The organism is Marinomonas profundimaris (assembly GCF_000508165.1).
Lineage (GTDB): Bacteria > Pseudomonadota > Gammaproteobacteria > Pseudomonadales > Marinomonadaceae > Marinomonas > Marinomonas profundimaris.
The window spans coordinates 24,785-46,646 of sequence record NZ_AYOZ01000014.1 but is presented as its reverse complement, the minus strand read 5'-3'; the positions used below and the strand labels follow the sequence as shown (position 1 = coordinate 46,646).

Annotated in this window: 21 protein-coding genes; 8 read left to right on the top strand and 13 right to left on the bottom strand. The window is 42.0% G+C overall.

Annotation, left to right across the window (positions count from 1 at the left end; genetic code table 11):
* Window positions 1-312: 312 nt before the first annotated feature.
* Window positions 313-1,599 (top strand): OmpP1/FadL family transporter, encoded by a 1,287-nt coding sequence (locus D104_RS28280; RefSeq protein WP_024024037.1) that lies wholly within the window; start codon window positions 313-315, stop codon window positions 1,597-1,599.
* A 122-nt stretch (window positions 1,600-1,721) separates the two neighbouring features.
* On the opposite strand, the gene D104_RS28275 is transcribed toward D104_RS28280, so the two are convergent.
* The 6 genes from D104_RS28275 to D104_RS28250 form a co-directional block, all read right to left on the bottom strand.
* The gene (locus D104_RS28275) at window positions 1,722-3,974 is read right to left on the bottom strand and encodes a GGDEF domain-containing phosphodiesterase (RefSeq protein WP_024024036.1); all 2,253 of its coding nucleotides are present in this window, start codon (window positions 3,972-3,974) and stop codon (window positions 1,722-1,724) included.
* 110 nt (window positions 3,975-4,084) lie between these two features.
* Entirely contained in the window at window positions 4,085-5,191 is a 1,107-nt protein-coding gene (locus tag D104_RS28270) for a DUF1513 domain-containing protein (protein ID WP_024024035.1), read from the bottom strand.
* Between the two features lie 2 nt (window positions 5,192-5,193).
* The gene (locus tag D104_RS28265) at window positions 5,194-6,249 is read right to left on the bottom strand and encodes an imelysin family protein (RefSeq protein WP_024024034.1); all 1,056 of its coding nucleotides are present in this window, start codon (window positions 6,247-6,249) and stop codon (window positions 5,194-5,196) included.
* Complete coding sequence (locus D104_RS28260; protein WP_024024033.1) at window positions 6,249-7,634, bottom strand: di-heme oxidoreductase family protein; 1,386 nt, start codon at window positions 7,632-7,634, stop codon at window positions 6,249-6,251. Before D104_RS28260 ends, D104_RS28265 begins: the two co-directional genes overlap by 1 nt.
* A gap of 74 nt (window positions 7,635-7,708) precedes the next feature.
* Window positions 7,709-9,004, bottom strand: a complete 1,296-nt coding sequence (locus tag D104_RS28255; RefSeq protein WP_024024032.1) for an imelysin family protein — start codon at window positions 9,002-9,004, stop codon at window positions 7,709-7,711.
* A 95-nt stretch (window positions 9,005-9,099) separates the two neighbouring features.
* Complete coding sequence (locus D104_RS28250; RefSeq protein ID WP_024024031.1) at window positions 9,100-9,684, bottom strand: hypothetical protein; 585 nt, start codon at window positions 9,682-9,684, stop codon at window positions 9,100-9,102.
* Window positions 9,685-10,079: 395 nt separating this feature from the next.
* Here D104_RS28250 and D104_RS28245 point away from each other — a divergent pair, with 395 nt between their 5' ends.
* Complete coding sequence (locus tag D104_RS28245) at window positions 10,080-11,210, top strand: BaiN/RdsA family NAD(P)/FAD-dependent oxidoreductase (RefSeq protein WP_051997755.1); 1,131 nt, start codon at window positions 10,080-10,082, stop codon at window positions 11,208-11,210.
* A gap of 95 nt (window positions 11,211-11,305) precedes the next feature.
* On the opposite strand, the gene D104_RS28240 is transcribed toward D104_RS28245, so the two are convergent.
* The 3 genes from D104_RS28240 to D104_RS28230 form a co-directional block, all read right to left on the bottom strand.
* Complete coding sequence (locus D104_RS28240; protein WP_024024028.1) at window positions 11,306-11,935, bottom strand: OmpA family protein; 630 nt, start codon at window positions 11,933-11,935, stop codon at window positions 11,306-11,308.
* Window positions 11,936-12,059: 124 nt separating this feature from the next.
* Entirely contained in the window at window positions 12,060-12,482 is a 423-nt protein-coding gene (locus tag D104_RS28235; protein ID WP_024024027.1) for a VOC family protein, read from the bottom strand.
* Between the two features lie 89 nt (window positions 12,483-12,571).
* Window positions 12,572-12,886, bottom strand: coding sequence for a hypothetical protein (locus D104_RS28230; protein WP_024024026.1), 315 nt, complete (start codon window positions 12,884-12,886; stop codon window positions 12,572-12,574).
* Between the two features lie 86 nt (window positions 12,887-12,972).
* Here D104_RS28230 and D104_RS28225 point away from each other — a divergent pair, with 86 nt between their 5' ends.
* Window positions 12,973-14,001, top strand: coding sequence for a nucleoid-associated protein (locus D104_RS28225; protein WP_024024025.1), 1,029 nt, complete (start codon window positions 12,973-12,975; stop codon window positions 13,999-14,001).
* An 18-nt stretch (window positions 14,002-14,019) separates the two neighbouring features.
* Here the strand turns inward: D104_RS28225 and D104_RS28220 are convergent, their stop codons facing one another.
* Both D104_RS28220 and D104_RS28215 read right to left on the bottom strand, forming a co-directional pair.
* Window positions 14,020-14,664 carry an HAD family hydrolase gene (locus tag D104_RS28220; RefSeq protein ID WP_024024024.1) on the bottom strand — a complete coding sequence of 215 codons (645 nt, stop codon included), beginning with the start codon at window positions 14,662-14,664 and terminating at the stop codon, window positions 14,020-14,022.
* Between the two features lie 149 nt (window positions 14,665-14,813).
* Window positions 14,814-15,005 (bottom strand): hypothetical protein, encoded by a 192-nt coding sequence (locus D104_RS28215; protein ID WP_024024023.1) that lies wholly within the window; start codon window positions 15,003-15,005, stop codon window positions 14,814-14,816.
* 145 nt (window positions 15,006-15,150) lie between these two features.
* Here D104_RS28215 and D104_RS28210 point away from each other — a divergent pair, with 145 nt between their 5' ends.
* Complete coding sequence (locus tag D104_RS28210) at window positions 15,151-15,633, top strand: DUF2947 family protein (RefSeq protein ID WP_024024022.1); 483 nt, start codon at window positions 15,151-15,153, stop codon at window positions 15,631-15,633.
* An 80-nt stretch (window positions 15,634-15,713) separates the two neighbouring features.
* Here the strand turns inward: D104_RS28210 and D104_RS28205 are convergent, their stop codons facing one another.
* A complete protein-coding gene (locus tag D104_RS28205) occupies window positions 15,714-16,361 on the bottom strand; it encodes a tRNA-uridine aminocarboxypropyltransferase (protein WP_235075921.1) in 648 nt (215 codons plus the stop codon).
* Between the two features lie 373 nt (window positions 16,362-16,734).
* On the opposite strand from D104_RS28205, the gene D104_RS28195 reads away from it, so the two are divergent.
* Together D104_RS28195 and D104_RS28190 are read left to right on the top strand one after the other, a co-directional pair.
* Window positions 16,735-17,499, top strand: a complete 765-nt coding sequence (locus tag D104_RS28195; RefSeq protein ID WP_024024019.1) for a DUF1499 domain-containing protein — start codon at window positions 16,735-16,737, stop codon at window positions 17,497-17,499.
* Between the two features lie 68 nt (window positions 17,500-17,567).
* Entirely contained in the window at window positions 17,568-18,155 is a 588-nt protein-coding gene (locus D104_RS28190; RefSeq protein ID WP_024024018.1) for a TetR/AcrR family transcriptional regulator, read from the top strand.
* A 5-nt stretch (window positions 18,156-18,160) separates the two neighbouring features.
* Here D104_RS28190 and D104_RS28185 read toward each other — a convergent pair whose 3' ends face one another.
* Window positions 18,161-19,918 (bottom strand): DEAD/DEAH box helicase, encoded by a 1,758-nt coding sequence (locus tag D104_RS28185; protein ID WP_024024017.1) that lies wholly within the window; start codon window positions 19,916-19,918, stop codon window positions 18,161-18,163.
* Between the two features lie 108 nt (window positions 19,919-20,026).
* Between D104_RS28185 and D104_RS28180 the strand changes: the two genes are divergently transcribed.
* On the top strand, window positions 20,027-20,701 hold the full coding sequence (locus D104_RS28180; RefSeq protein ID WP_024024016.1) for a 2OG-Fe(II) oxygenase: 675 nt from the start codon (window positions 20,027-20,029) through the stop codon (window positions 20,699-20,701).
* 136 nt (window positions 20,702-20,837) lie between these two features.
* Window positions 20,838-21,833 carry an oxygen-dependent tRNA uridine(34) hydroxylase TrhO gene (gene trhO, locus D104_RS28175; protein WP_024024015.1) on the top strand — a complete coding sequence of 332 codons (996 nt, stop codon included), beginning with the start codon at window positions 20,838-20,840 and terminating at the stop codon, window positions 21,831-21,833.
* Window positions 21,834-21,862: the final 29 nt, after the last annotated feature.

Genomic DNA, 21,862 nt, shown 5'->3' with positions numbered 1-21,862 from the left:
CGGGTTCGAGTCCCGTCCATTCCGCCATTTTTATTGCTTATTAGGCAATAAGTGACATTTTCATTTCCTCTATTATTTTCCTGTTTTTATTCATTAAAGCTCATCTGCTTTCTTTTCAATTCGTTTCTGTATGTTGTTCCTGGGTTGTTTTTTGCTGTGTTTCACCTTCTTTTGATAGGATATTTTTAAATATTGTATTGCGGAAGAAATACTTACTGGTAATATCAGGTTATGGGCTTCTATAATAGAAGCGTATAAGTGATTCAGTAATAAAAAATAAAATTCCCAATAAAAATAACAACGGAGCTTATTATGACTACCTCCTCAAAATTCTTGTTTAGAGCAAGTGTTGTTGCGGCCTCTGTGGCAGCAGCGTCTTCTGCGTATTCTGCAGGTTTTGCGTTAAATGACCACAGTGCCACTGCGTCAGGTAAAGCGTTAGCGGGTGTGGCCGCTTCTAATGAAGATATCTCTGCCAGCTTCTGGAACCCTGCGCTCTTTGTGAATGCCAAAGAGACCACTGTTTATGTGTCCGGCGCTTACGTAATGCCGAGTATGGATGTGACAGTAAATTCTGCAACTGATACAAGTCTCGCTGGGTCGAGCTCTCTAGGGACTGATTCAACTGATGATTCTGTTGACAATACATTGGTGCCATCTTTTTATTTTGCCAAGCCGTTGTCTGACAAGACTGTCGCGGGGATTTCTTTAAATGTGCCTTTCGGTCTGTCTGGTGATTATGGTACAGATTGGGCGGGGCGCTTTCATGCTACGGAAACAGGAATTCAGGATATTGCTTTGAGTTTTGCTTTAGCGCATCGAGTTAATGAGTGGACTTCGATTGGCGCTAGTGTACAACTTCATAAAGCAGAAGTGGTTCTAGAGTCTCAAGTTGGCTCTGTTGCAGGTGGAGAAGGTAATGGGCGTATTGAAGCAGATGATATCGCTTATGGTTATAGCTTTGGTGTGGCTTTTGAGCCAAGAAAAGGTACTAGAGTTGGCCTAGGTTATCGTAGTGAAGTTGATTTTGATTTTAAGGGCAATGTTGAATACGATGCTGCAGCTGAGGCTGCATCAGCAACGTTGGTTGATACGACTGTTAGTGACTCAATAACGTTTCCATCATTATTAACTGTTAGTGTAGAGCAGGATTTGACCTCAAAACTTGTTTTGGGTTTAACTGCTATTAAGACCGGTTGGGGTTCAATGGATGGTATTAATATAGATTTCGACAGCACTCAGTCTAATTCGGTACTTACTTTTGGTTTTAAAGATCAGTGGATGTATTCAGCGGGTCTAACGTATACCTACTCGGATAAATTGACCTTGCGCACCGGTGTTGCGATGGATAATTCGCCAGTAACGGATGAATATCGTTCTGCTCGTACGCCAGATGGTGATCGTAAATGGATCTCCATTGGCGGCACTTACGATTTCAATGACATGACGTCTGCCACTTTCGCCTTCACTCACGTGATGATCGAAGATGTGTCTGTTAACCGTGACGGCACGGGAGAAGATCTTGCACGTGGTAAGTTAAACGCAGATTATGAGTCTTCAGCCAATGTTGTTTCTGTCGCGATGAATATGGCGTTCTAATTTATCATTACATAAATTGTTATTGCGTTTAAAAAAGCCAGAGTTCACTTCAATTTGAACTCTGGCTTTTTTATGTCTGTCTTTTGGGAATAATAGCGAATAACTTTGATTTTCGATTTTTACTAATAAACCATACGTAATTCTTTTGCCTTGGCGTTGTCTTTGGCTGTCCAGTCAGAGAGTGGTGAGGGTTTAGCAAAGTAATAACCTTGTAGCGTGTGGCAGCCCAAAGCAGCAAGGAGATTGGCTTGTTCTTTTGTCTCAATGCCTTCTGCGATGACTTTCATGTTAAGGGATTCCGCTAGCTGAATTGTAGACTTCACGATATCAATGTGGCGTTGGTCGCCGGGTAGTGGGGCGATGAAGCGTCTATCAATTTTGAGAATATTAGCGGGTATGTCGACCAATTGCCCTAATGAGGCTTGGCCAGTACCAAAGTCATCAATGGCAATGGAGTAGCCGTACTGTGAGAGGCTTCTTAAGCGTTTGTGTATAAGAGGGTGGGTCATGACTGAGCTGGTTTCTGTAATCTCCAGTTCAAGCATGTTAGTGAGCCAAGGGTTGTCTGCAATTAATGACATTAATAACGCAAAAAAGGCGTCATTCATTAGCTCTTGGCCTGCTAGATTAAAGGCGATTGGGGTGTGAATGTGTTCATCGTTCCACTGAGTGAGTGTCACAACCAATTCTCTTACTAGATTTTCAGCGAGCAAAGGAAGTAAGCCTAAATCTTCAGCAATCTTAATAAAGGTCGTTGGTGGAACGAACTTGCCGTTGTTCTGCCATCTTGCGAGTGCTTCGAATGAAGAAATTTGTCCGTTAGGCGCCACTTGCGGTTGTAGCCAAATGCTTATTTCTTTGTTTTTTATTGCTGAGCTAAGTTTCAGTCCGAGCTTGTGCTCTTCAATGAGTTTACTTTCAAGGTTGTGATTGTAATAGGAAAAGCGATCTGTGCTGGTCGAATATTCTAATGCCATTTCGCAGTGTTCTAATAGCGCTTCAGCGTTTTTTCCATCGGTGTGGTAGTAGGCAATGCCAACGTGATAATCCATATTCAATTTGTTGCCATCGACAGTGATCTGGCTGGGTAAAATGGAATGAATGAGGGTTGATAGGTTCTTTTGGATTAAATAATTTTGGCCTAACGGGACAAAGCATGAAAACTTTACGCCTCTCAGTCGACCAATGATGGCTTGTTCTGATAGCTTTTTTTGGAGCGTTTTAGAAAAATTCAGAATGACTTTGTTCGCGCTGTCTTTTCCATACTGCTTATTGAGTAGCTTAAATTGGCTGATTCGAATGATGAACATGGCGCCTGTTAAATGGCTGTCGTGTTCTTCGATGCGCTGATTTACTTGGCGGCAAAAGTGTCTGTGGTTGGGCAGGAGTGTTAGTAAATCGTAATGAGCTAAACGACTGTTAGTTTGCTGTGTGCTTTCGAGTTCTTGTTGTATTGCTTTTAATTGTGTTGTGTTTTGTAGGTGTAAAACAAAATGCCCGTGTTGGGTGAGTGATGCTCTGCGTATTTCAATGTGCGTGCTGGTATTTTGTTTTAACGTGCATTCGGCGACATTAGATTGCCAGAAGAATTTCCCTGTTTTACCGAGAGGTGATAGCCAGTCGGTAATGGTTGAGTCAGTAAAACTCTTTTGTTGAGAGGTGCTTAGGAGGTCGCGTGCAAGTTGATTTGCTTTAAGGATTTTGCCTTTTTGGTCGCACAATAAAGTTGGCGACCCTGTGTTTTCAAAGAACTCCTCGTACATGGCGTAATTTGCATTCAGTTTTCGATATAGCAGTCTCATGTATGACGCGTTGTTTTCAAGGGTCTGGATGATTCTTGAAACGGCAAGTGGTAAGCCAATATTGAGTGTCACAAAGGTGAGTAACTGGAAATAAAAAGAAGGTGCGAGGCCGGTTTGGCTAATATTAAAACCGCTTGATGTCATTAAATAAAACGGGTAAAGGTTGATCGCCATGGCAACCAAGCATGCTTTAAAACTAAATAGCAGGCGGGTAATTAGAGGTAATGAGTAGAGCGATACAAGTGCGTATTTTTCTGCATAGAACTCATCGCTGAGAGTTAATAAAACAAAGCTAGTCGTCACCAAAGTAAGAAGAAATAAAACAGAGGTTGCTTTAGCGTATTTTTTACTGAAGTAGAGCATGCCAATAAGCAGCAAAAGGTAAGCGCTATTTATACTCAGGAAAGAGAGTTCACCAGGAATAAACAGTGAGCGGAGTTCTGAGACGAAAAATATACCAACTGTGAGCGCAAGTAAGATTCTTAATGCGCTTTGCTGGAAAGTTTTATCGTCTCGTCCCAAAGGTTGTTCGGACTGAACTAAAAAATAATTTTTAAGAAAATCAATAAACATTAAGCAACTTCATAATGCGAAAGAATAAGCTGCACTTATTTGCAGCATGCAATAGACATTACCTAAAAACCTTGAAGTTGACTACGTTAGTTTTAAATTTAGTATAAAAATCATGTTTTTATGTGTCTAAAGTGATTGTCCCAGTGAATGTTTGTGTGTTTTTTAATCATTTTGTTGGAGTTTTGTACAGGGTTGCTGGCAAGTTGGACGCCTGTACCGCTGGTTAATAAAAACTCATGCGCGTTATCCGTTGCAACCAATCCACATACATCGCGACAATTTTCTATTCCCAAAAAGGTTTTAGAATCAATGTGCCAGTAAGCAACTAGGCCGCCTTTTGGTGTGCTGATGGCCAGAACTTCGCCAGATTTATCAAAGCAGACGCTGCCACAATACTGCTTAAATCGTATTCTGATGTCTTCTGGTATTGGAAGGTATTCTATATGGGACTGATTGACCCTTGATAAGCCGAGTAGTGGTACTTGATCTCGTATGTCACCTTGATATTGAAAGCCCAACGCAACAGTGCCTTGCTCATTTACATCAAGATGGCGAATGCTTAACTGATGCAGCTCTTCCTCATGGGATGCTTGATTGATGATGCTGCCGTCTTTAAGGGAAAGGTAAGTCACATTGGGTTTCATTGTGTCAAGGTTGAGTATTTTCCTGTCTTCATCTGGGTGGGTCATTAGTCCGCCATTCGCAATGACTAAGACATGCTGATCTAGAAAAACCGATTCATGCGGACCGATGCCATTACTACTATAAGATTGAATGATGTTGCCACTAGGCCAGTTGCGAACGACAATTTTCCCTTGCCCTGTTGTGTAGTGATTTTCCTGTGTAATGAGGTGTACGCCATCATCAGTAAAAAGTGCATGCCCGTAAAAATGATGGTCTTTATTTGGGGTGATGCGTTTTATTCTTTGATTACTGGATACATCAAAGAAATCAATGTAGAAACCGGGTCTGCGAGCCACAATGCCAATAATGCTCTGGTTTGGATGGATGACAGGTGCATGCGCCCGATCACTGAGAGGTGCGGCCCAAAGTATGTCTCCCTTGCTGTCAAATACGCCAAAAAAATGTTCTTTTTTATTAAGAGAATAAGCCGACGCGTATAAGGTCGCATTTGGATCTTGTTGGGTAATGGTGGCCCATGATGGGGCTGTCATCATTGCGCCGCTTAACGCTAGAAATGAGCGTCTTGATAACATCTTTAATCTCCGTCCCTACTATTAAAGCCTATTTGAAAGCCTAATTGAGTAACCATGCTGGCGAGGTAGGATTGGCTGCTGGAAATGGATTTTACGAGTGGTTTTGCAAGTGCTACTCGATCGTCATGTTGGTCTGAGTGGAAATAGTTACTGGGCAAGAGTAGAGACAATTTTACATTCTGGGTAAGTTGTTGGTTCAGCTTCTCAGCGAGTGTTGGATTTATTTGTTTGGCAAGATCATACAAAGAAGGAGATCCTGCATGATAAATTTCACGATAGGATTGTAGATTTTTTTGTATGGCTTTGAGTGAAAGATCACTTCTATAGAACTCAGCGAGCTTTAGGTTCTCTCGTCCATTATAGCCTATTGGGGTTTCCAGCTTGGCGTCTTTCACCGCAGACATGTGCTCGATCCATTGTTGTAAAAATTGCTCTAAAGCAACTTCCTCAGGATCAAAACCTGTCCCTTCTTCATCAAATACCCAGTCTTGGGCTTTGGCTTCTTGCCATTGTTTAGCAACAGCGTCAGCGCTTTCAAAATGATGGCTGGTCACTTTCTCAAGCAACCGGCAATGATTGGCTGATTGTGTGGGGGCAAAATCAGGGTGGTAAAGCAAACTTTCTACAGCGGTTAAGCCGCGTACGGCGATGCTGGCAGAGGTCCAAAACTTAGGAGCGTCCATGACGGATGGATCACCTTGAGACAACGCTCTCAATTGTCGTTGTGTAACCCCTTTTTTGTCAGGCCAGTATTCAAAGGCGTAATATCGCATGAAGTAGGTTACAGGTCCGAAATTAAGCCATTGTACTTGCTGCCAATCCAATGCATTTGTTTGAAATGCTGTTTGTGCTGCGTGAAGAGTTTGTTCAGAAGGTGAAGAGCATAGCGCATTGCTTTGTTGTTGTAGTATTTTTGAAGACGCGGAATAAGTGTCGTAACCTTTTACAATGACGGTGGATACGATGCCATTAAGTGGGCCTTCCCATTGGCCAGCGGATACAAGTAAAGGGGTTGTTGCGCCAATGGCTAGGGCGATGAGCTTGGGAAAACATTTCATTAAAGCGACTCCAAAAAGTAAATGAGTTTTTTTCGATGTTCTTTGTTTAGTTTTTTGTAATGTTCTTGGCTTTGTTTGGCTTCTCCGCCATGCCATAGAATAGCCTCTTCAATAGTCTGAGCTCTACCATCATGTAAAAAGCTTACTCGACCAGAGACTTTTTTAGACAATCCAATGCCCCATAGTGGCGCTGTTCTCCATTCGTTTGGTGTGGCGGAGAAGCTTTGAAAGCCGCTGGCTAATTTGGGTCCCATATCGTGCAGTAGCATATCGGTAAAGGGGTAAAAAGTACGATTGTTTAGCTCGGCAAAGCTTGAGTTGCTCCCTGTCTTCATTTTTGGGATGTGACAACTTGCACATCCACTTTCATCGAAAACTTTTTTTCCTTCAAGAAATTCTGGTTTGGTAAGGTTTCTCATTGAGGGTGGCGATGACAGAGAGACAAATAGGTCTACGAGTCTTGCTTGTTGCTGATCTACTTCCAAGTTATCTAAATGCGGACTATTTCCATTCGGACTGCTCATGCAGGCTTTCTGTAGCTCAGTACAATCCCCTGTGGGTGAAGGGTTGCGAGGTGTTGACAGTCCTAAGTCTGTATTAAATGCTTGCTGATTTTGAGCGCTTACGCTTGGGGTGGCGGCCTTGTAGCCGAAGCGGCCAATGAGCTTAATATTGTTGTTGCTACTACTGGGAATCCAGCTTATGCGACCACTAATGCCGTCGTTGTTTATGTCGTCGGCATCTGCATTGCGAATAATCATATCATTTGGAATGTTATCTAATAAACCCATTCCAACCAATGCAGGGGATACAAGTGGAGTTACACCTGTGTTTTCTTCGAACTCTCCATAATTAAGGGTTGTCCAGTGAATTACTGGGGCTCGCAATGTCACTTTAGTTCCGTCAGCGAGCCTTTCTATGTGCGTATTATAGCTAAGATAATAATCCCCTTCAGCAGGGATGCCAGGGGAACTTTGCCCTTGAAATTGGTTGCCGTAATGTTTATCGCCAACACTGGGATAAATAAAATCCTTTGTAGGAGGGGGGCTTTTATAGGATTTTCCAAATCGAATTAAAAAAGAGGGGATTGAGGCGCCGTTAATTCCAGCTTCAGGGGCGTGACCGCGGCCATTATTTACATGGCAGCTATTACAGGATCGAGTGTTATAGAGAGGGCCCAGACCATCACTTGCAGTGGTTGAAGAAGGTGAAGGTACCCAAAATTTTTGAAATATACCTTCACCTATATGAAAATCAAGTTTGTTTTCTAGCTCAATCCCTGTAAGAGGGGTTGAGTAATCGCTTGCAATTGCTAGATTCTGAAAACAAAAAAAGCTGGCGTAAACGCCAGCTAAAAAAGAACCATGTTTTAAATTTACTGTCATAAATAGACAAATACCATTAACTGACTAAATGACGCATCCTTACTAACATCCCATTTTTTATTTAGGGAGCTGTTTTACTCAAATACTGCGCTTGGGTTATCTAAGCTATCAGACCCTTCTAAAGCAATGCCTTGAAGGTTAAGTTGATGGATGATTTCTTCTGTCGTGCGTGTTTCATCTACCAAAGAGTCAACAAACGTTTGTACAAGTTGGTTGCCTTTAGTGTTATTCATTGCAATAAGCACATCAAATGTTTGACCTTTCTTTGCGGCTTCTACCATAGCTTGAGCGGCTGCTTCAGTCAGGTTTAGTTTTAGCTTCATTTCGGCGTCTAGCTTAATGTTTTGCTGTGCAACGAGGTTAGATAGGGAGGCGCCTTTTAACCAGCTGCCATCAACTCGCTTGTATTCGCCTAGATAAGCATTTTTTATGCCTTTTGCGTCGTAGTAATGTGACCAATGAGTATTGTCAGAAAAACAATCATGCTCTTCTTCTGGATCATGTAGCATTAGGCCAAGCTTGGTACGCTCTCCACCCAATTCACCATATGCAAGGCTACCCATTCCTGTAAGGATGGTGGAAAGCCCTTCTTCAGGAGTTTGCTCTAATAGAGCAATACGAGCATCGCCGCCTACTTTCCAGTTATTTGTCATTTCTTCGAGATCAGAAATAAGCAAGTCCGTTACTGCGACTAGGTAGTCACGGCGGCGATCACAGTTTCCATTAGAACAATTACTAAGATCGAAATCTGTCGCTGGGCGTTCACCTGCTCCTGGGTTTGTACCATGTAGGTCTTGACCCCAAAGCAAAAACTCAATCGCATGATAGCCACTTGCCACATTGGCTTCTACACCATCGGCTTCTTGAAGTGTGTCAGATATCAGGGCAGGCGTAATATTGGAAGTGTCTACTTTTTTACCGCCAATTGTAAGACTTTTTGACGCTATGACATTGGCGGTATAAAGAGAATTGAGATCAGATTCAGATCCGTAGCTGTCTTTTGCAACATAATCGATTAGGCCTTCATCTAATGGCCAGGCATTTACCTTCCCTTCCCAGTCGTCAACAATGGCATTGCCAAAGCGGTACACTTCACTTTGTTGATAAGGAACGCGAGCGGCAATCCAAGCTGTTCGAGCAGAAGTCAAATTTGCTTCAGTAGGTTCTGTTAAAAGGACATCAATAGAAGAGCGCAGACTTTTAGCGGTTGTTAAAGAGTCGCTGTATATGGCTTCAGCAATATCGGCATAATGAACGACAACAGAATCGGCTGTGGCAGTAGATGATTCATTTTTTACAGCGGCCGGACCGCAAGCTGTAAGCATCGCGCCAGCAATACATACTGCGATAGGTGTTAGTAATCGTTTCATTTTTGTAGCTCCAATATTATTTTGTACTAGCATAATATTAGAAATGAAAACGATTATCAATGAGTGTTTTTGCGGCTTTTCACTACTTTATTGGGTTAGTTATTACACAGATATTGAAATGTATTTCCAGCCGAAGCTTTCAGGTTGTATTCACAGGCGGTTTCTCTTAAAAGGCTTTTGCCTTCCCAAGATACACTCATAGTAATAGGTGACTTGTTTCTATAACTTGGAATGAAGCGATATGCAGCGACCACATCGATTGAGCTATTAGCGCCTAGCTGTATTGACTGGCCGATTAGTCGCTGTCGAGTTTCTGTATTGTATAGCGTGTAATCTGTCGTGTATTCCTGATCGCCATTCCCATGTGAAAAATTAAGCCAAATCTTGCGATATGTTTGTGGCTTGGAGGTTGGATTGGTAAAGCGTAGCTTTGTATAAATTATCTGAGGTTGCGATAAGCTTGATTGAGCGCTTAGGCCAACCTTTAGGTACGATGAATTTGATTCTTGCCAAGGTAAGTTGGTTCCAAAAGAGGCATCTACGATTTGAACGCTCTCTTTTGCGAAATGTGTCTCAGCGAATTTAAATATGTCTTTTGCTGGGGCGTACAAGCCTAAAGAGATCGCGCAAATAAATGCGATTTTATGAATGGTTCGAACTGGTCCTAGTAAATTAATCATATTCACACCCTAATAAATTTATTTAACTGTATTTATATACAGTACTGTATATTCGAACAGTATTTTTGTACAGGGCTATTTATTAAAAATAGTTTGCTTTTTGCAAAAAAAATTTCCTATCTTCGATGTTTGTGTCTTTTTTAAAAATTATTAAATAATGTTTGATTTTATTTACTTTATTGAATTTTAAGTATTTTTTTGTGATTCCCACAGCCTTCTTCACGGTTTCTGTGGACAAGTTTCGGTGCCTCTTTTTTTGTTTTATTTAATGGAAATAAATGGGATTCAATGGCAATAAAAAGGTCAGACACTATAATGCAGCCACTAAATAAGTGATGAGGTAGGTTGTGGATAAAGTGGATGTAGTTGTAATCGGCGCGGGAGCATCGGGGTTGATGTGTGCGGCAACGGCAGGTTATCGAGGGAAGCGCGTTTTAGTGTTGGATCACTCAAACAAGGCAGGGAAAAAAATCTTGATGTCAGGAGGTGGTCGTTGCAACTTTACTAATATGGATGCGTCTCCCAAGCATTTTTTATCAGACAATCCGCACTTTTGTATTTCCGCTTTGCGTCGCTATTCATCGCAAGACTTTGTGGATTTGGTGGATCGTCATGGCTTGGAGTATGTTGAAAAAACACCCGGCCAATTATTTTGTGAACATTCCGCCAAAGATTTACTCGACATTTTATTAACTGAATTAGAATGGTCTGGAGCAGAGCTAAAACTTAATACTCAAATCCTCAGTGTGGCTTTCGAGAATGATCAGGTGTTGATAAAAACCAATCATGGTGATGTTATTTGTGAGTCGCTTGTTATAGCGACCGGTGGTTTGTCGATACCCACAATGGGGGCGACAGGCTTTGGGTATGAACTTGCTAAGCAGGTGGGGCACGACGTGCTTCCAACTCGAGCCAGTTTGGTGCCGATTACGGTACAGCCCGATCGTAAGGTGCAACTTGCAGAGCTTTCAGGAATTGCGTGCGATATTTCAGCTACAGCGAATGGCGTCACCTTTCAGGAGCCTATGTTGTTTACTCATCGCGGCGTTAGCGGGCCATCCATTCTGCAAATTACTAATTTTTGGCAGCCAGGTGAAGCGCTCAGGATTAACATTGCACCGGCCTTGTCTCTGGATGATTTATTGAACGTTCGTCATAATACGCCGAAAAAAAGTTTTGAAGGTTTCTTAGTAAACATGCTTCCAAAGCGTTTGGTCGAAGTAGTGCGAGCGGAATTTCCCTGGTTGACGGAGCGGAGCGCGCAAACATCAAATGATCAAATAGACAGTCTATTTCACTACCTTTCTCACTTTGATATCGCGCCTAACGGAACAGAGGGATATCGTACGGCAGAGGTCACATTGGGTGGCGTAAATACGAATGAAGTTTCATCTAAAACTTTTGAGTCACAAAAACAAAAAGGCTTGTATTTTATTGGTGAAGTGCTGGATGTTACAGGGTGGCTGGGGGGCTATAACTTTCAATTTGCTTGGTCTAGTGGCTTTTGTGCAGGCCAGTATGTTTAATGGTTTAAATGAAAGTGTTTATTGGTATTGATAGGAATGGGCTTCGTGCTTTCAGAACGGCAGGCAATCAGTAAAAAATGACTAATGCCTGCTTATTAATTTCTACTATTTAGTGCTGTGCTGGTATTTTGGTCGACGCTGTATATTGTCCAGCGTTCATTAGCGAGTTGTTCTTTTGCAAATACTTCTGCAACAACTCGGCGATTTTGTCCTCTGCCTGCTGCTGTATTGTTGTCAGCGATAGGGCGTGTTTCTCCATAACCAACACCTTTTACTCGACTCGGTTGTATTCTGAAGCTATCAACAAGTACATCGGCGATTGCGGATGCGCGTTTCTGTGAAAGTGCGCGGTTTAGTTCAGCAGAACCTTTGCTGTCTGTATGGCCTTCAATAACGACAGTGCTTGATGGGTGATCTTGCAGGAATTTTGCAAGGCCTTTAAGCTCTGTATAGAAGCGGGGCTTTATATCGGCCTTACCTGAATCAAAAAGAATGTTTAGTTCAACAGAGAGTAATTTGGTGGTCTGATTTGGACAGCCGTAATTATCAATAGCTGAACCTTCAGGGGTATTTGGGCAAAGGTCCCTGGCATCAATAACGCCATCACTGTCCGCATCAGCAAGACGAGTCTGTACGTTTTTGGCGTATAGACTTTCTGCAGAGGCAAAATTACTCATGGTAATTAATGCCCCAATTAAGCTGATGGTTTTTATGAATGTCTTCATAATGCAATTGGTGCTCTTGTATATGTGTTCAACGATAGGTTAATTTTAAAAAAATCTCGGCTATATAGCTATTGTCTTTTTGTAGCGTTGGTTTACCAAAAACGCATTGCGTAACTTTTTGTAACTACCAGCTGCCTATGTTCTCCATTGAAACCCATGGTTCGATAAGATCGAGAGAGCCATCTTTTTGAAGGAGTTCGATTGAGATGTTGTTTGGGTCTTTAATGAATGCCATGTGACCGTCGCGAGGGGGCCGTAATATGATCACGCCTAGTGATTGAAGTTTTTCACAGACGTGATAAATATTTTCTACTTCAAAGGCTAGGTGCCCAAATTGGTCGCCATTACTGTAACTGCGGTCACTCCAGTTATGAGTAAGTTCTATTTCTGGTGCACCTTTTTCCGTTGCGTAGTAGATCAGTGAAAACTGGCCTTTTTCACTGTCCATGCGTCTTGTTTGGATTAAGCCTAGACCTTGAGTATAAAATTTATGACTTTCTTCTGGCTTATCTGTTCTTATCATGGCGTGTAAATATCGTATGGACATGATAGCTCCTTCATTTGAATGTGTTTAATGAGAGTATTATTACAGTATCGGCTGGGAATTCAAAGAGATAGGGAAAGGCTTTTCGTCGCTTACTCTTCCCATATCCATCTTAAAGGTTCCCCAAAATCGTCATAGATAATGACCTTTTTGGGTTTCTTCTTTGCTTGAGGTTTTGTTGGCGGTGTGTGCTTTCTTTGCTGAATAGCAGCAACAACATGATTTAATGGTGTGCGGTCTTGTTTTGGTTCGTTAAAGCCGATGTGGCTCGTGTTATACTTACCATCTATTAAACCGGATTCGCCCATATTGACTTGCTGGATCGTCCCTTTTTTCTTGATAAACTGATCTACCAGAGACTCAAGTTCTTTCCGTGTTTCTTTTTTTGTAGTCTTGGGTTTTATCATGGTATTCAAATTAGGGGAAGTATCCTGCAGTAAAGATGGGTTAAAAAATGATCGTAATCTTCCATATTAAACGTAAGAGGTAGCTGGTGTCTATTAGCAACTTAATTGTTCATGAGATTCAGAAACATGAAGGTGAGCGTAAGGCTATATTAATCGCTCGCCCAAATGAGAACCCTGTAGATGGTCAAGCAGAAGCGCTTTCTGCTCAGGTGACTAATTTGTTCAATCGCTCAGGTATGAATACAGGTCGTTTTGTTAATCCTCAAGGAAGTGATGAAGGTGCTCAGTTGCCGGCTTTGCTTTACAAGCATTTTAAGAGTGATACGTTTGTTGATTTTGCTGGCTTCACAAAAGATTGTGCGGCGGAGTTTCTTAAGTATTTAGAGCCAGTAGAAGAAGCGGAGGGTGGTTTGTTGTGGTTTAACCATTATGAGCTGCATGGTACGCACTTCCTTTATATTGTGATGTTAAAGCGTAAAAAAGGCATTGGGCTTGGTGCGGATCTTAGTTTGTCTCAGATTGAGCAAATTGAAATGGAAAAATTGCATATGTCGTTGCGTATTAATTTGACGGCGTGGCAATCGGGTGATGAAGGGCGTTATATATCGTTTCGTTTCGGGCGAGCGCCTAAGTTTGAAAGTGAATACTTTACTCAATTTATTGGTTGTGATGAACCCAAAGTAGCGGCGAAAGAAACGCGTAAGCTTGTCGATTTAACATCGGCATTTTGTCAGTCTGAAGGTTTGCCTTCAAAACAGGCGAATGCGTTCAAAAAAGTTGTTTCTGAGCATTGTCAGGCGAAAGCACAAGAACGCGAACCTTTGGCTATTAAAGAGATTGCGTCCGAGGTTGAATCTCGCTTCTCAGTTGAGCAAGCAAATAAGTTTTTGGAAATTGCTGATTCTGATAGCTTTAAAATGGAGAAAGAAATCTTTGTTGAAAAAGCGGCCTTGAAAAAGCTCACGCGTTTATCCGGTAGTTCGCGGGCATTAACGCTGAGTTTCGATAGTGAGTTGTTGGGTGAATCTGTTGTCTTTGATGCGGATTCTGGAACGCTTGTGATCAAAGAGTTGCCAAAGAGCCTGCTTAAGCAACTGCAATCAATGTCGAACTGATATTTTTTAGAAGGTTTGCTAGAGGTCTAATAAAGCCTCTAGCTCTTTCATTGTGTTAAAGCAGTCGGTCGCGCCGGCGGCGATTTGGATTTTAGCGTCAATTGTTTCACTAAAGGCGAGTACTCGCATGCCTGCTGCGCGCCCCGCAGTAATTCCTGCTACGGAATCTTCAATGACTAAACAATCTTTAGGGTCAACCTTGAGTGCGTTTGCTGCCTTCAAATATAGATCTGGTGCAGGTTTTCCATTCTCTACATCTTCAACGCAGAAACGCGTGGAAAATACATCAGATAGATGGATTTTATTGAGTTTGAACTCCATCTCTTGGCGTCGAGCATTGGTGGCCATTGCAATAGGTTTTTTGATTTTACTGAGTAAATCGCAGACGCCTTTTATAGGTTCTAATTCTGTAGAAATAATACGGTGAAAGCGTTCTCTGTATTCTTCATCAAAATTGTCTGGTAGGGCTCTGCCAAGTAATTTTTCGGCGTTTAGTAGGTTTTCTTTGTTGGTGAATCCAGTGAATTTTGCATGAAGTGTTTCATCGTCAAGCTCTAGTCCGTGTTGGCTTAGCATGGCTTTTAAGATCGTATTTGAAATGTTTTCTGTGTCAACTATGACGCCATCGCAATCAAAGATTATCGCTTTGTAGGTATAAATCATGAAAATTACTTCGTTGATAATGAAGTGTGATCATAGCGAATTTAGGTATTGTTAAGGAAGGGAGGGGGTTTTATTATTTTTCTCCCCTTAAAAAGATCTGTTTACGATATACTTATGCCCCATTAATATGGGCTTTATTCTTTTCGAAATTAGTGGCTTGCTTGACCCAGTTGTTGCGGACGAGCGCTTATTTTTTTGATGGTTTTAATGGTTGTTTTGAAAAATGCAACAACGGCTTTTGCACGGCGAGCGCGTTTTTGGCGACGAGCGTGATCTTCAACGGTTGTGTCTGCGTAGCCCCATTTTGCGAGTAATGCTTCGTATTGTTGTTGAGAGTCCATGGTATTCTCCTGTTTGATTTCATAATAAATGTTGTTTTATTACAACATTTTCAATATTAGACAAGCTTGACCGATTGAACAAACGATCCTTTCTCACTTGTTAGATTAGTTTTTTTCATCAATTTTATTTTCTAAGGACATTGTCTTGTACCAACCGTTAGATTGTTTTCCAAAAAGCTGGGTTTTTAAGCGAAATGACCCCAAGGTAGAACCAGCCGATTTACAAGAAATACGTTTATTAAGTGAAGGACGAGCCGGACAAGTTTGGCGTGATTATATTAGTGAAGAGCATACGCATCCCGATCATTTAACGGACAAAGATTGGGTGAAAGCCGTAAAGGCTCAGGTACCGTCAGGAAAGCTTCAGTGGGAGAAAGTATGGGACAGCGAGCAGCTGTCTTTGCCGGATGAGTTTCTTTCGCACTTTGCTGCATGGGGTGATGATACGACGGTTTTCTTTTGCTGCCATAGTGACGTGGTTTTTGAGGTAAAATGGGGTGTGTTTAAGCGAACTTGGAAGGCGTTTCTATTCTTGGATAATGGACCTGTTCTAGTGGGCAAAAAGAAAAAGCAAGCAGCCCAATTTCACTCTAACGGATGGGTGAATTTATTGCTGAGAGCCTCTTAGTTGTAAGTGAGGGTGCGCTTTGTTTCTAGAATTGCATACTCTGTTGTTCTGAAAAGATTTTTTATTTTTGTAATTTACTTTCATGTGTTTGTGCTTTTGTCTCGTTTTCGGCTAATGAGGCAATGTTGATTAAAAACTTGGTAATAACTAAGCAGTGCCTGGCTTTGTTTTTTGTGCCCTAGTGTATCCAGAAGCATAGCGCTGACTTCGGCAGTGGCAAATTGCATCTGATGGCTAGAGTGTCGGACAAGGAAGGAGCGCTGCGCTTCGCTGCTTATTTCAAAATGAGGAATGTCTTTCAGCCAATGGCTCTGATGGAACATTTTACTCGCCTGTTTCCATGTACCGTCCAAAATGATGAAGGTGTGTTTTGTATTGGGCTCTTCTGTGTTTAGCGGGAGTTGCCTTTGTGGTCTTTGTTGTACTTTTGCCGTGTCGGTATTCGGGAATAATAGCGTGCAATGCCCTTGCTTAGCCTCTAGTAGTGTTAAAAGTGCTTTTGACGGCTCTGTTCTGCTCCATAAAAACGCATGTGTTTCATCGGGAAACAAGTCCGCAATAAGTCTGCCGCTGTTGGTGGGCTTGTGAATTTCATCTCGATGAAAAAGTAGAATAAATTCGACTGGCGAGTGTTGATTCATTCTAAAGTGGCAAAAGCAGGCAAATTCCGCCATTAGGCATTGTGTGCAGCGAACGGCGTTGGCGCCTCTTGCTATAAATGGTCTCATAGACTGTTTTTTGCATTCTTCACGGAGTATGTCGACGCAGTGCTTATTTGATGGTGTTGTCATTGTGGTGTGGCTCTTTTCTAGGCTGCGTTATTATCGTTTTTTTGTTGATGATGTCTATGCCTCGTTTGTTTGTCAGTAAAGCGTATAACCCCCTTGGGTTGATGTTTAAAATATTAAAAAACCAAGGGTTAGTTTTTTGTTTTGACGGGGGATTTAAGTCTCTTTTAAGTCTTTTTGGGTTGCTTTTGCGGGAAACTTTACAGAAAATATGCAAATACAAAGGAATGATTTAAAACAAGCTTCTTGCTTCTGTTCGTTGTCTTCAAGTCGCGATATGGTGTGAGATATTATTTTTCGATATGAGCTGTCTATGAGTCGTTATATCTCACCGGTTTTATACATTCTTCTTATGTTAGTAGGGTGTGTGGCATTTATATCAATTGCCGGTGTGCGAGTTGGAATTTTTGAACCATTAACTTGCTTTTCCCTGTTGCGTCAAAGCGTTTTTGCTTCTTTGTTGATTTCCTTTCTTACTGTCCTGTCGTTATGTGTCTGCCGAAAGGAGAAAAACATAGCGAGTCAGCGTTTTTTCTTTCTCGTATTAATAGTTTCGTTTGTTTACAGCGCGATGTGGATAGGTATCTATTTGCAAAAATCTGGGCTTCCTCCCATTAATGATATTACAACCGACACAGTCACGCCGCCTGCGTACTTGAATGTTAATTTTATCCGTAAATACAATGAAAATGACCTTAGCTATAATGCTGAATGGGCGGATATTCAGCACGAATATTATCCGAATGTATTACCTGTTTATAGTGAGAAAGATAAGCCTACTGTATATTCAGAAGTGGTTAGGTTGATTGAAAGTCGTGGTTGGGAAGTGGTGGCGAAGTATTCTCAAGCGGGTATTGTGGAAGCAACTGCTCGTACGCCAATTTTTGGTTTTCGCGATGATGTTGTGATTCGGATCACACAAGTCGAAGGCGATAAAGTAAGGATAGACATGCGTTCCTGCTCAAGAGCGGGTGTTGGCGATTTTGGTGTCAATGCGCAGCGTATTGAGTCTTTTATGCGGGATCTGTCTACTGCGTTAGCCCGATCATCCATGCCCAGTGTTAATTCAGTGCGTTAATTTTCTACTCGTCAATAAAAATCAGACAGGCTAGACTCTCTGGATATCTTACTCAAGGGAATCGACAAGTGAGTCTTCGACAGCAGCAAAAAGCCAACACGCGCGCCAAAATCAAAAATATTGCTAAGCAATCCTTCCTCAAGCAAGGCATTGAAGTAACCAGTACCCGCTATTTGAGCGAGCAAGCAGGAATAGCGGTTGGCACTTTGTTTGTTCACTTCCCAGATAAACTTTCTTTGGTAAAAGATATATTCTTTGATGAAATGGATGTTGCGCTTCGTGCTGCGGTACTTGCGCAAAAAGCCAGTGTATCGCCGATTGATTATTTGCAGCAGATGGCGCAAGTATTGTTTGATTTTTATGATGAATACGTAGAATTTACGCGACAGGTTTTATTGGATAGTTTGGCCACGGGCGGTTTTCATACGAATCAAATGTCGGTGATTTCGGAAGGCATCATTAAGCGTTTTAAGCAAGTTGGTGTAGAGGAGAAAACGGCAAGTATCTTTGCTGAAAATATGATGGCTAACTATTGGTTTGTGTTATTGAGTGGTGTGCCGAAAGGCATATTGGGCCCCGTGGCTATGGAAAATTTAAAACGGATGAACCTTCCGTTTGAAATGTCCTATCGAAACGCACTGAAAAATAAGCGTTAACTGTTTTAGTTTAGTTCATTGGCTTTCCGGTATGGGCCTTTGTAATCAAATAAACGTTCTGTTACTTGCCAGTGCTGTTTTTGCTTTTTGGCTATGACAAAGTCAGGTGCAGGAAGATAAGGTAGAAACTTCTCAACTTCTTCAAGTGTGTCAAACTCAATGGACTGACTGGCGTTAGCCACTCTTCGTCCGAATAGGTCGTTAAAGGCTTGCCGCGATTTTTTATAATTGAATCGAAAGGTCTCTGAAAGTGTAAGTCCATCTTCGTCGTGATAGGTGATTTTAAGGCTTTTGTCTTTCCAAATAATGTCTGACGTGATGTCAGAACAGCGTAGTACCTTATTGTTTTTTAGGTTTAGTGCGCTTCTTAATAAATCGTCAGGGTCTATGAGCTTTTCGGCGCAATGCTGGCATTGTCTGGCGGCAATATCATTTTCTTCATTGCAATACGGGCAGCGCTTAAAGCGAAAGCGGTAAGTGCATTGGTGTTCGCCTTCTGGCGAATCAATTAAACCATGACAACGACGTCCAAAGTGTTCAAGTATGTTGCCTTCCTCGTCTTTTCTTCCCCAAAAGGTATTGGCAAAATCGCATTCAGGGCAGTGAATTTGCACAGCAACAGAATCTGGCGTTGGGCGTTTTTCACCAATTTCAGGCTGAAAAATATTGTAGCCATTGTTGGTGTAATCCAAAACGAGGCAGTCTTTTTTTCCAGGGCTTAGTCGCAGGCCGCGCCCGACAATTTGCTGAAATAAACTAATAGATTGCGTGGGTCGTAAGATGGCAATGACGTCCACATGGGGCGCATCAAATCCTGTGGTCAGAACGGAGACATTAACGAGAAATTTGATTTCTTTGGCTTTAAAAGCCGAAATGAGGGCATCTCGTTGTTTTGTTTTTGTTTTACCTGTAATTAACGCCGTCTTGTCGACGGGTAAATAACCTGCTATTTCAGTTGCGTGATCAATGGTTGCCGCAAAAATCATCACGCCTTGTCTGTCTTGGCTAAGTTGTAATATTTGTTCTGTGACGGCTTTGGTGACGCGAGGGTTTTTGTGAATGAGTTCATTGAGTGCAATGTCGTCGGTGTTTTGTTCGCCATCAAGGCTTTCTGTGAGAAGACTGAAGTCATAATGCGCAATAGCGGCGTCGTAATGAATGGGCGGTGTTAAATAGCCTTTCTTGACCATGTGTTGCAATGGTAGTTCAAAAATACATTTCTTAAAAATCGAATCTGGCCCTTGTCGCGTGTAGCCGTGGTAATGGTGTTGATAAATCCAGCCGCTTCCTAGTCGATAAGGTGTTGCGGTTAATCCGAGGATCTTCACTTTTGGGTTGAGTGTTTTAAAGTGTTCAATGGTTTTTTGGTATTGGCCACTTTCTTCCATGCTGACCCGATGGCATTCGTCAATAATGATAAGGCTAGCTGGTACGTCGAATTCAAGTAGGTTAGCGGAAATGGATTGAATGCTGGCAAAGGTGGTTTTTGAGGCGCTGTTTTTTTGGCTTAGCCCAGCAGAAAAGATGCCAGCAGATGAACCTGTCGCAAGAAATTTTGCATGATTTTGTTCAACCAATTCTTTTACGTGGGCCAAACAAATAACCCGTCCCTTAGCCAATCGGCTTAACTCCGCGATGACCAGGCTTTTACCTGCGCCAGTAGGCAATACAATAATGGCGGGGTCGTCGCTGGCGCGAAAGTGCGCTAAAGACGCTTCGACGGCTTGAGTTTGGTAGTCTCGTAATTGAAAGGGTTGGCTCATGATTGTAGAAATCTTGGTGTGTTGGCGAAGAGGCTACAGTACTATAGCGGTCATGGTAATTTTGCCTTTTTAGAAGTGATAAATCTATCTATGTATAACGATGTCTTGATGACGAAAAAGCTCTATGTGGAAAATTCGATTCCGGCGTTTAGTCGAGAAGCGCCTTTTTCTAATTTGTTAGCAGATTTGCAGACGAAGGGCTGGAGCGTTCAAGATGACTTTTTTTCCGCAGACTTTATTGATGCCCTAATGGATGAGGTTGAAAATATTCAGAATGCTTATATGTTGCAGGCTGGTGTGGGCCGAAAGCAAGATCATCAAATTATACTGGATGCGCGCCGAGATTATATTCAATGGATAGACCCCAACAAGCCCATAAAAAAAGATTTTTTGAAAACAATGGAAGAGTTGCGAGTCGCGCTCAATCGTCGTTTGTTTTTGGGGCTTTTTGATTACGAGGCGCATTTTGCTCGATATGAAGCTGGCGCATTTTATGAAAAACACATAGATGCATTTAAAGGAGAAAGTAATCGAATTTTATCGACTGTTTTGTATTTGAATGACAACTGGCAGGATGGCGATGGCGGTGAATTGGTTGTGTATGATGAAATTGACCCAAACATTGAGCTTGGTCGTTTTTACCCAAAAAAAGGGCGACTGGCGGTTTTTCTGAGTGAATGTTTTTATCATGAAGTTGTTGTGGCAAAGCGCACTCGACATAGTATTGCGGGTTGGTTTCGCGTCAATAACACGACTGGAATGACGCTTGACCCTGACCAGTAGGGCGGTTTGTATTTCTTCGGTATGTAATTTGGCTGTTTTTGTGGAAATGGGCTCGAAAAAAACACCATAAATCTCTATAATGCGCGCCTTAATTAATTGCTCTGGTTTTACGTTCCAGATCGCATAGGAGAGAAATATGTCTAACGTCGTAGTTTGTGCCCTTTATAAATTTGTTGAATTGCCGCACTTTGAATCCATTCGTGAGCCCCTGCAGAAAACATTAGAAGATAACGCCATTCGCGGTACTTTATTGCTCGCAAGCGAAGGTATAAATGGTACGGTCGCAGGTCCTCGTGAAGGTATTGATGCTTTGTTGGCGTGGTTGGATCAGCAGCCAGGGTTGGACAATATTGTTTCTAAAGAATCGTATGATGAAAACATGCCTTTCTATCGCACAAAAGTAAAATTGAAAAAAGAAATTGTTACCATGGGCGTTGAAGGCATTGACCCTAAGCGTGTTGTTGGTACATATGTTAAGCCAACGGATTGGAATGATTTGATTTCTGATCCAGATGTTGTTTTGGTCGATACTCGTAACGATTACGAAGTGCAGATTGGCACATTCAAAAATGCGGTTAACCCAAAGACCGATACCTTTCGCGAATTTCCTGCGTACGTAAAAGACAACCTTGATCCTGCTAAACACAAAAAAGTTGCAATGTTTTGCACGGGCGGTATTCGTTGCGAAAAATCCACGGCGTATATGCTAGAGCAAGGTTTTGATGAGGTTTATCACCTTGAGGGCGGTATTTTGAAGTACTTGGAAGAAGTGCCGAAAGAAGACACCCTTTGGGAAGGCGAATGTTTTGTTTTTGATAATCGAGTGTCAGTAAATCACGACCTTGAAAAGGGCGAATATGATCAGTGTCATGCCTGTCGTATGCCAATTACTGAAGAAGAAAAGCAAAGTGAGCGTTATGTTCAAGGCGTAAGTTGTGTGCATTGTTTTGATAAATACACGGACGAGCAGCGTCAGCGTTTTATCGAACGTGAGCGTCAAGTTCAGCTTGCGCGATCTCGTGGTGAAGAACACATCGGCGCGGAAGTGGTGGACGCCATTGAAAAGCATCGTGAAGAAAAAACACTGGAAAAAGAGCGCCAACGTAAAGCGCGTAAAGCCAAATTAAGCTAATAAGCATCCACTGAGTCAGACGCATCGCT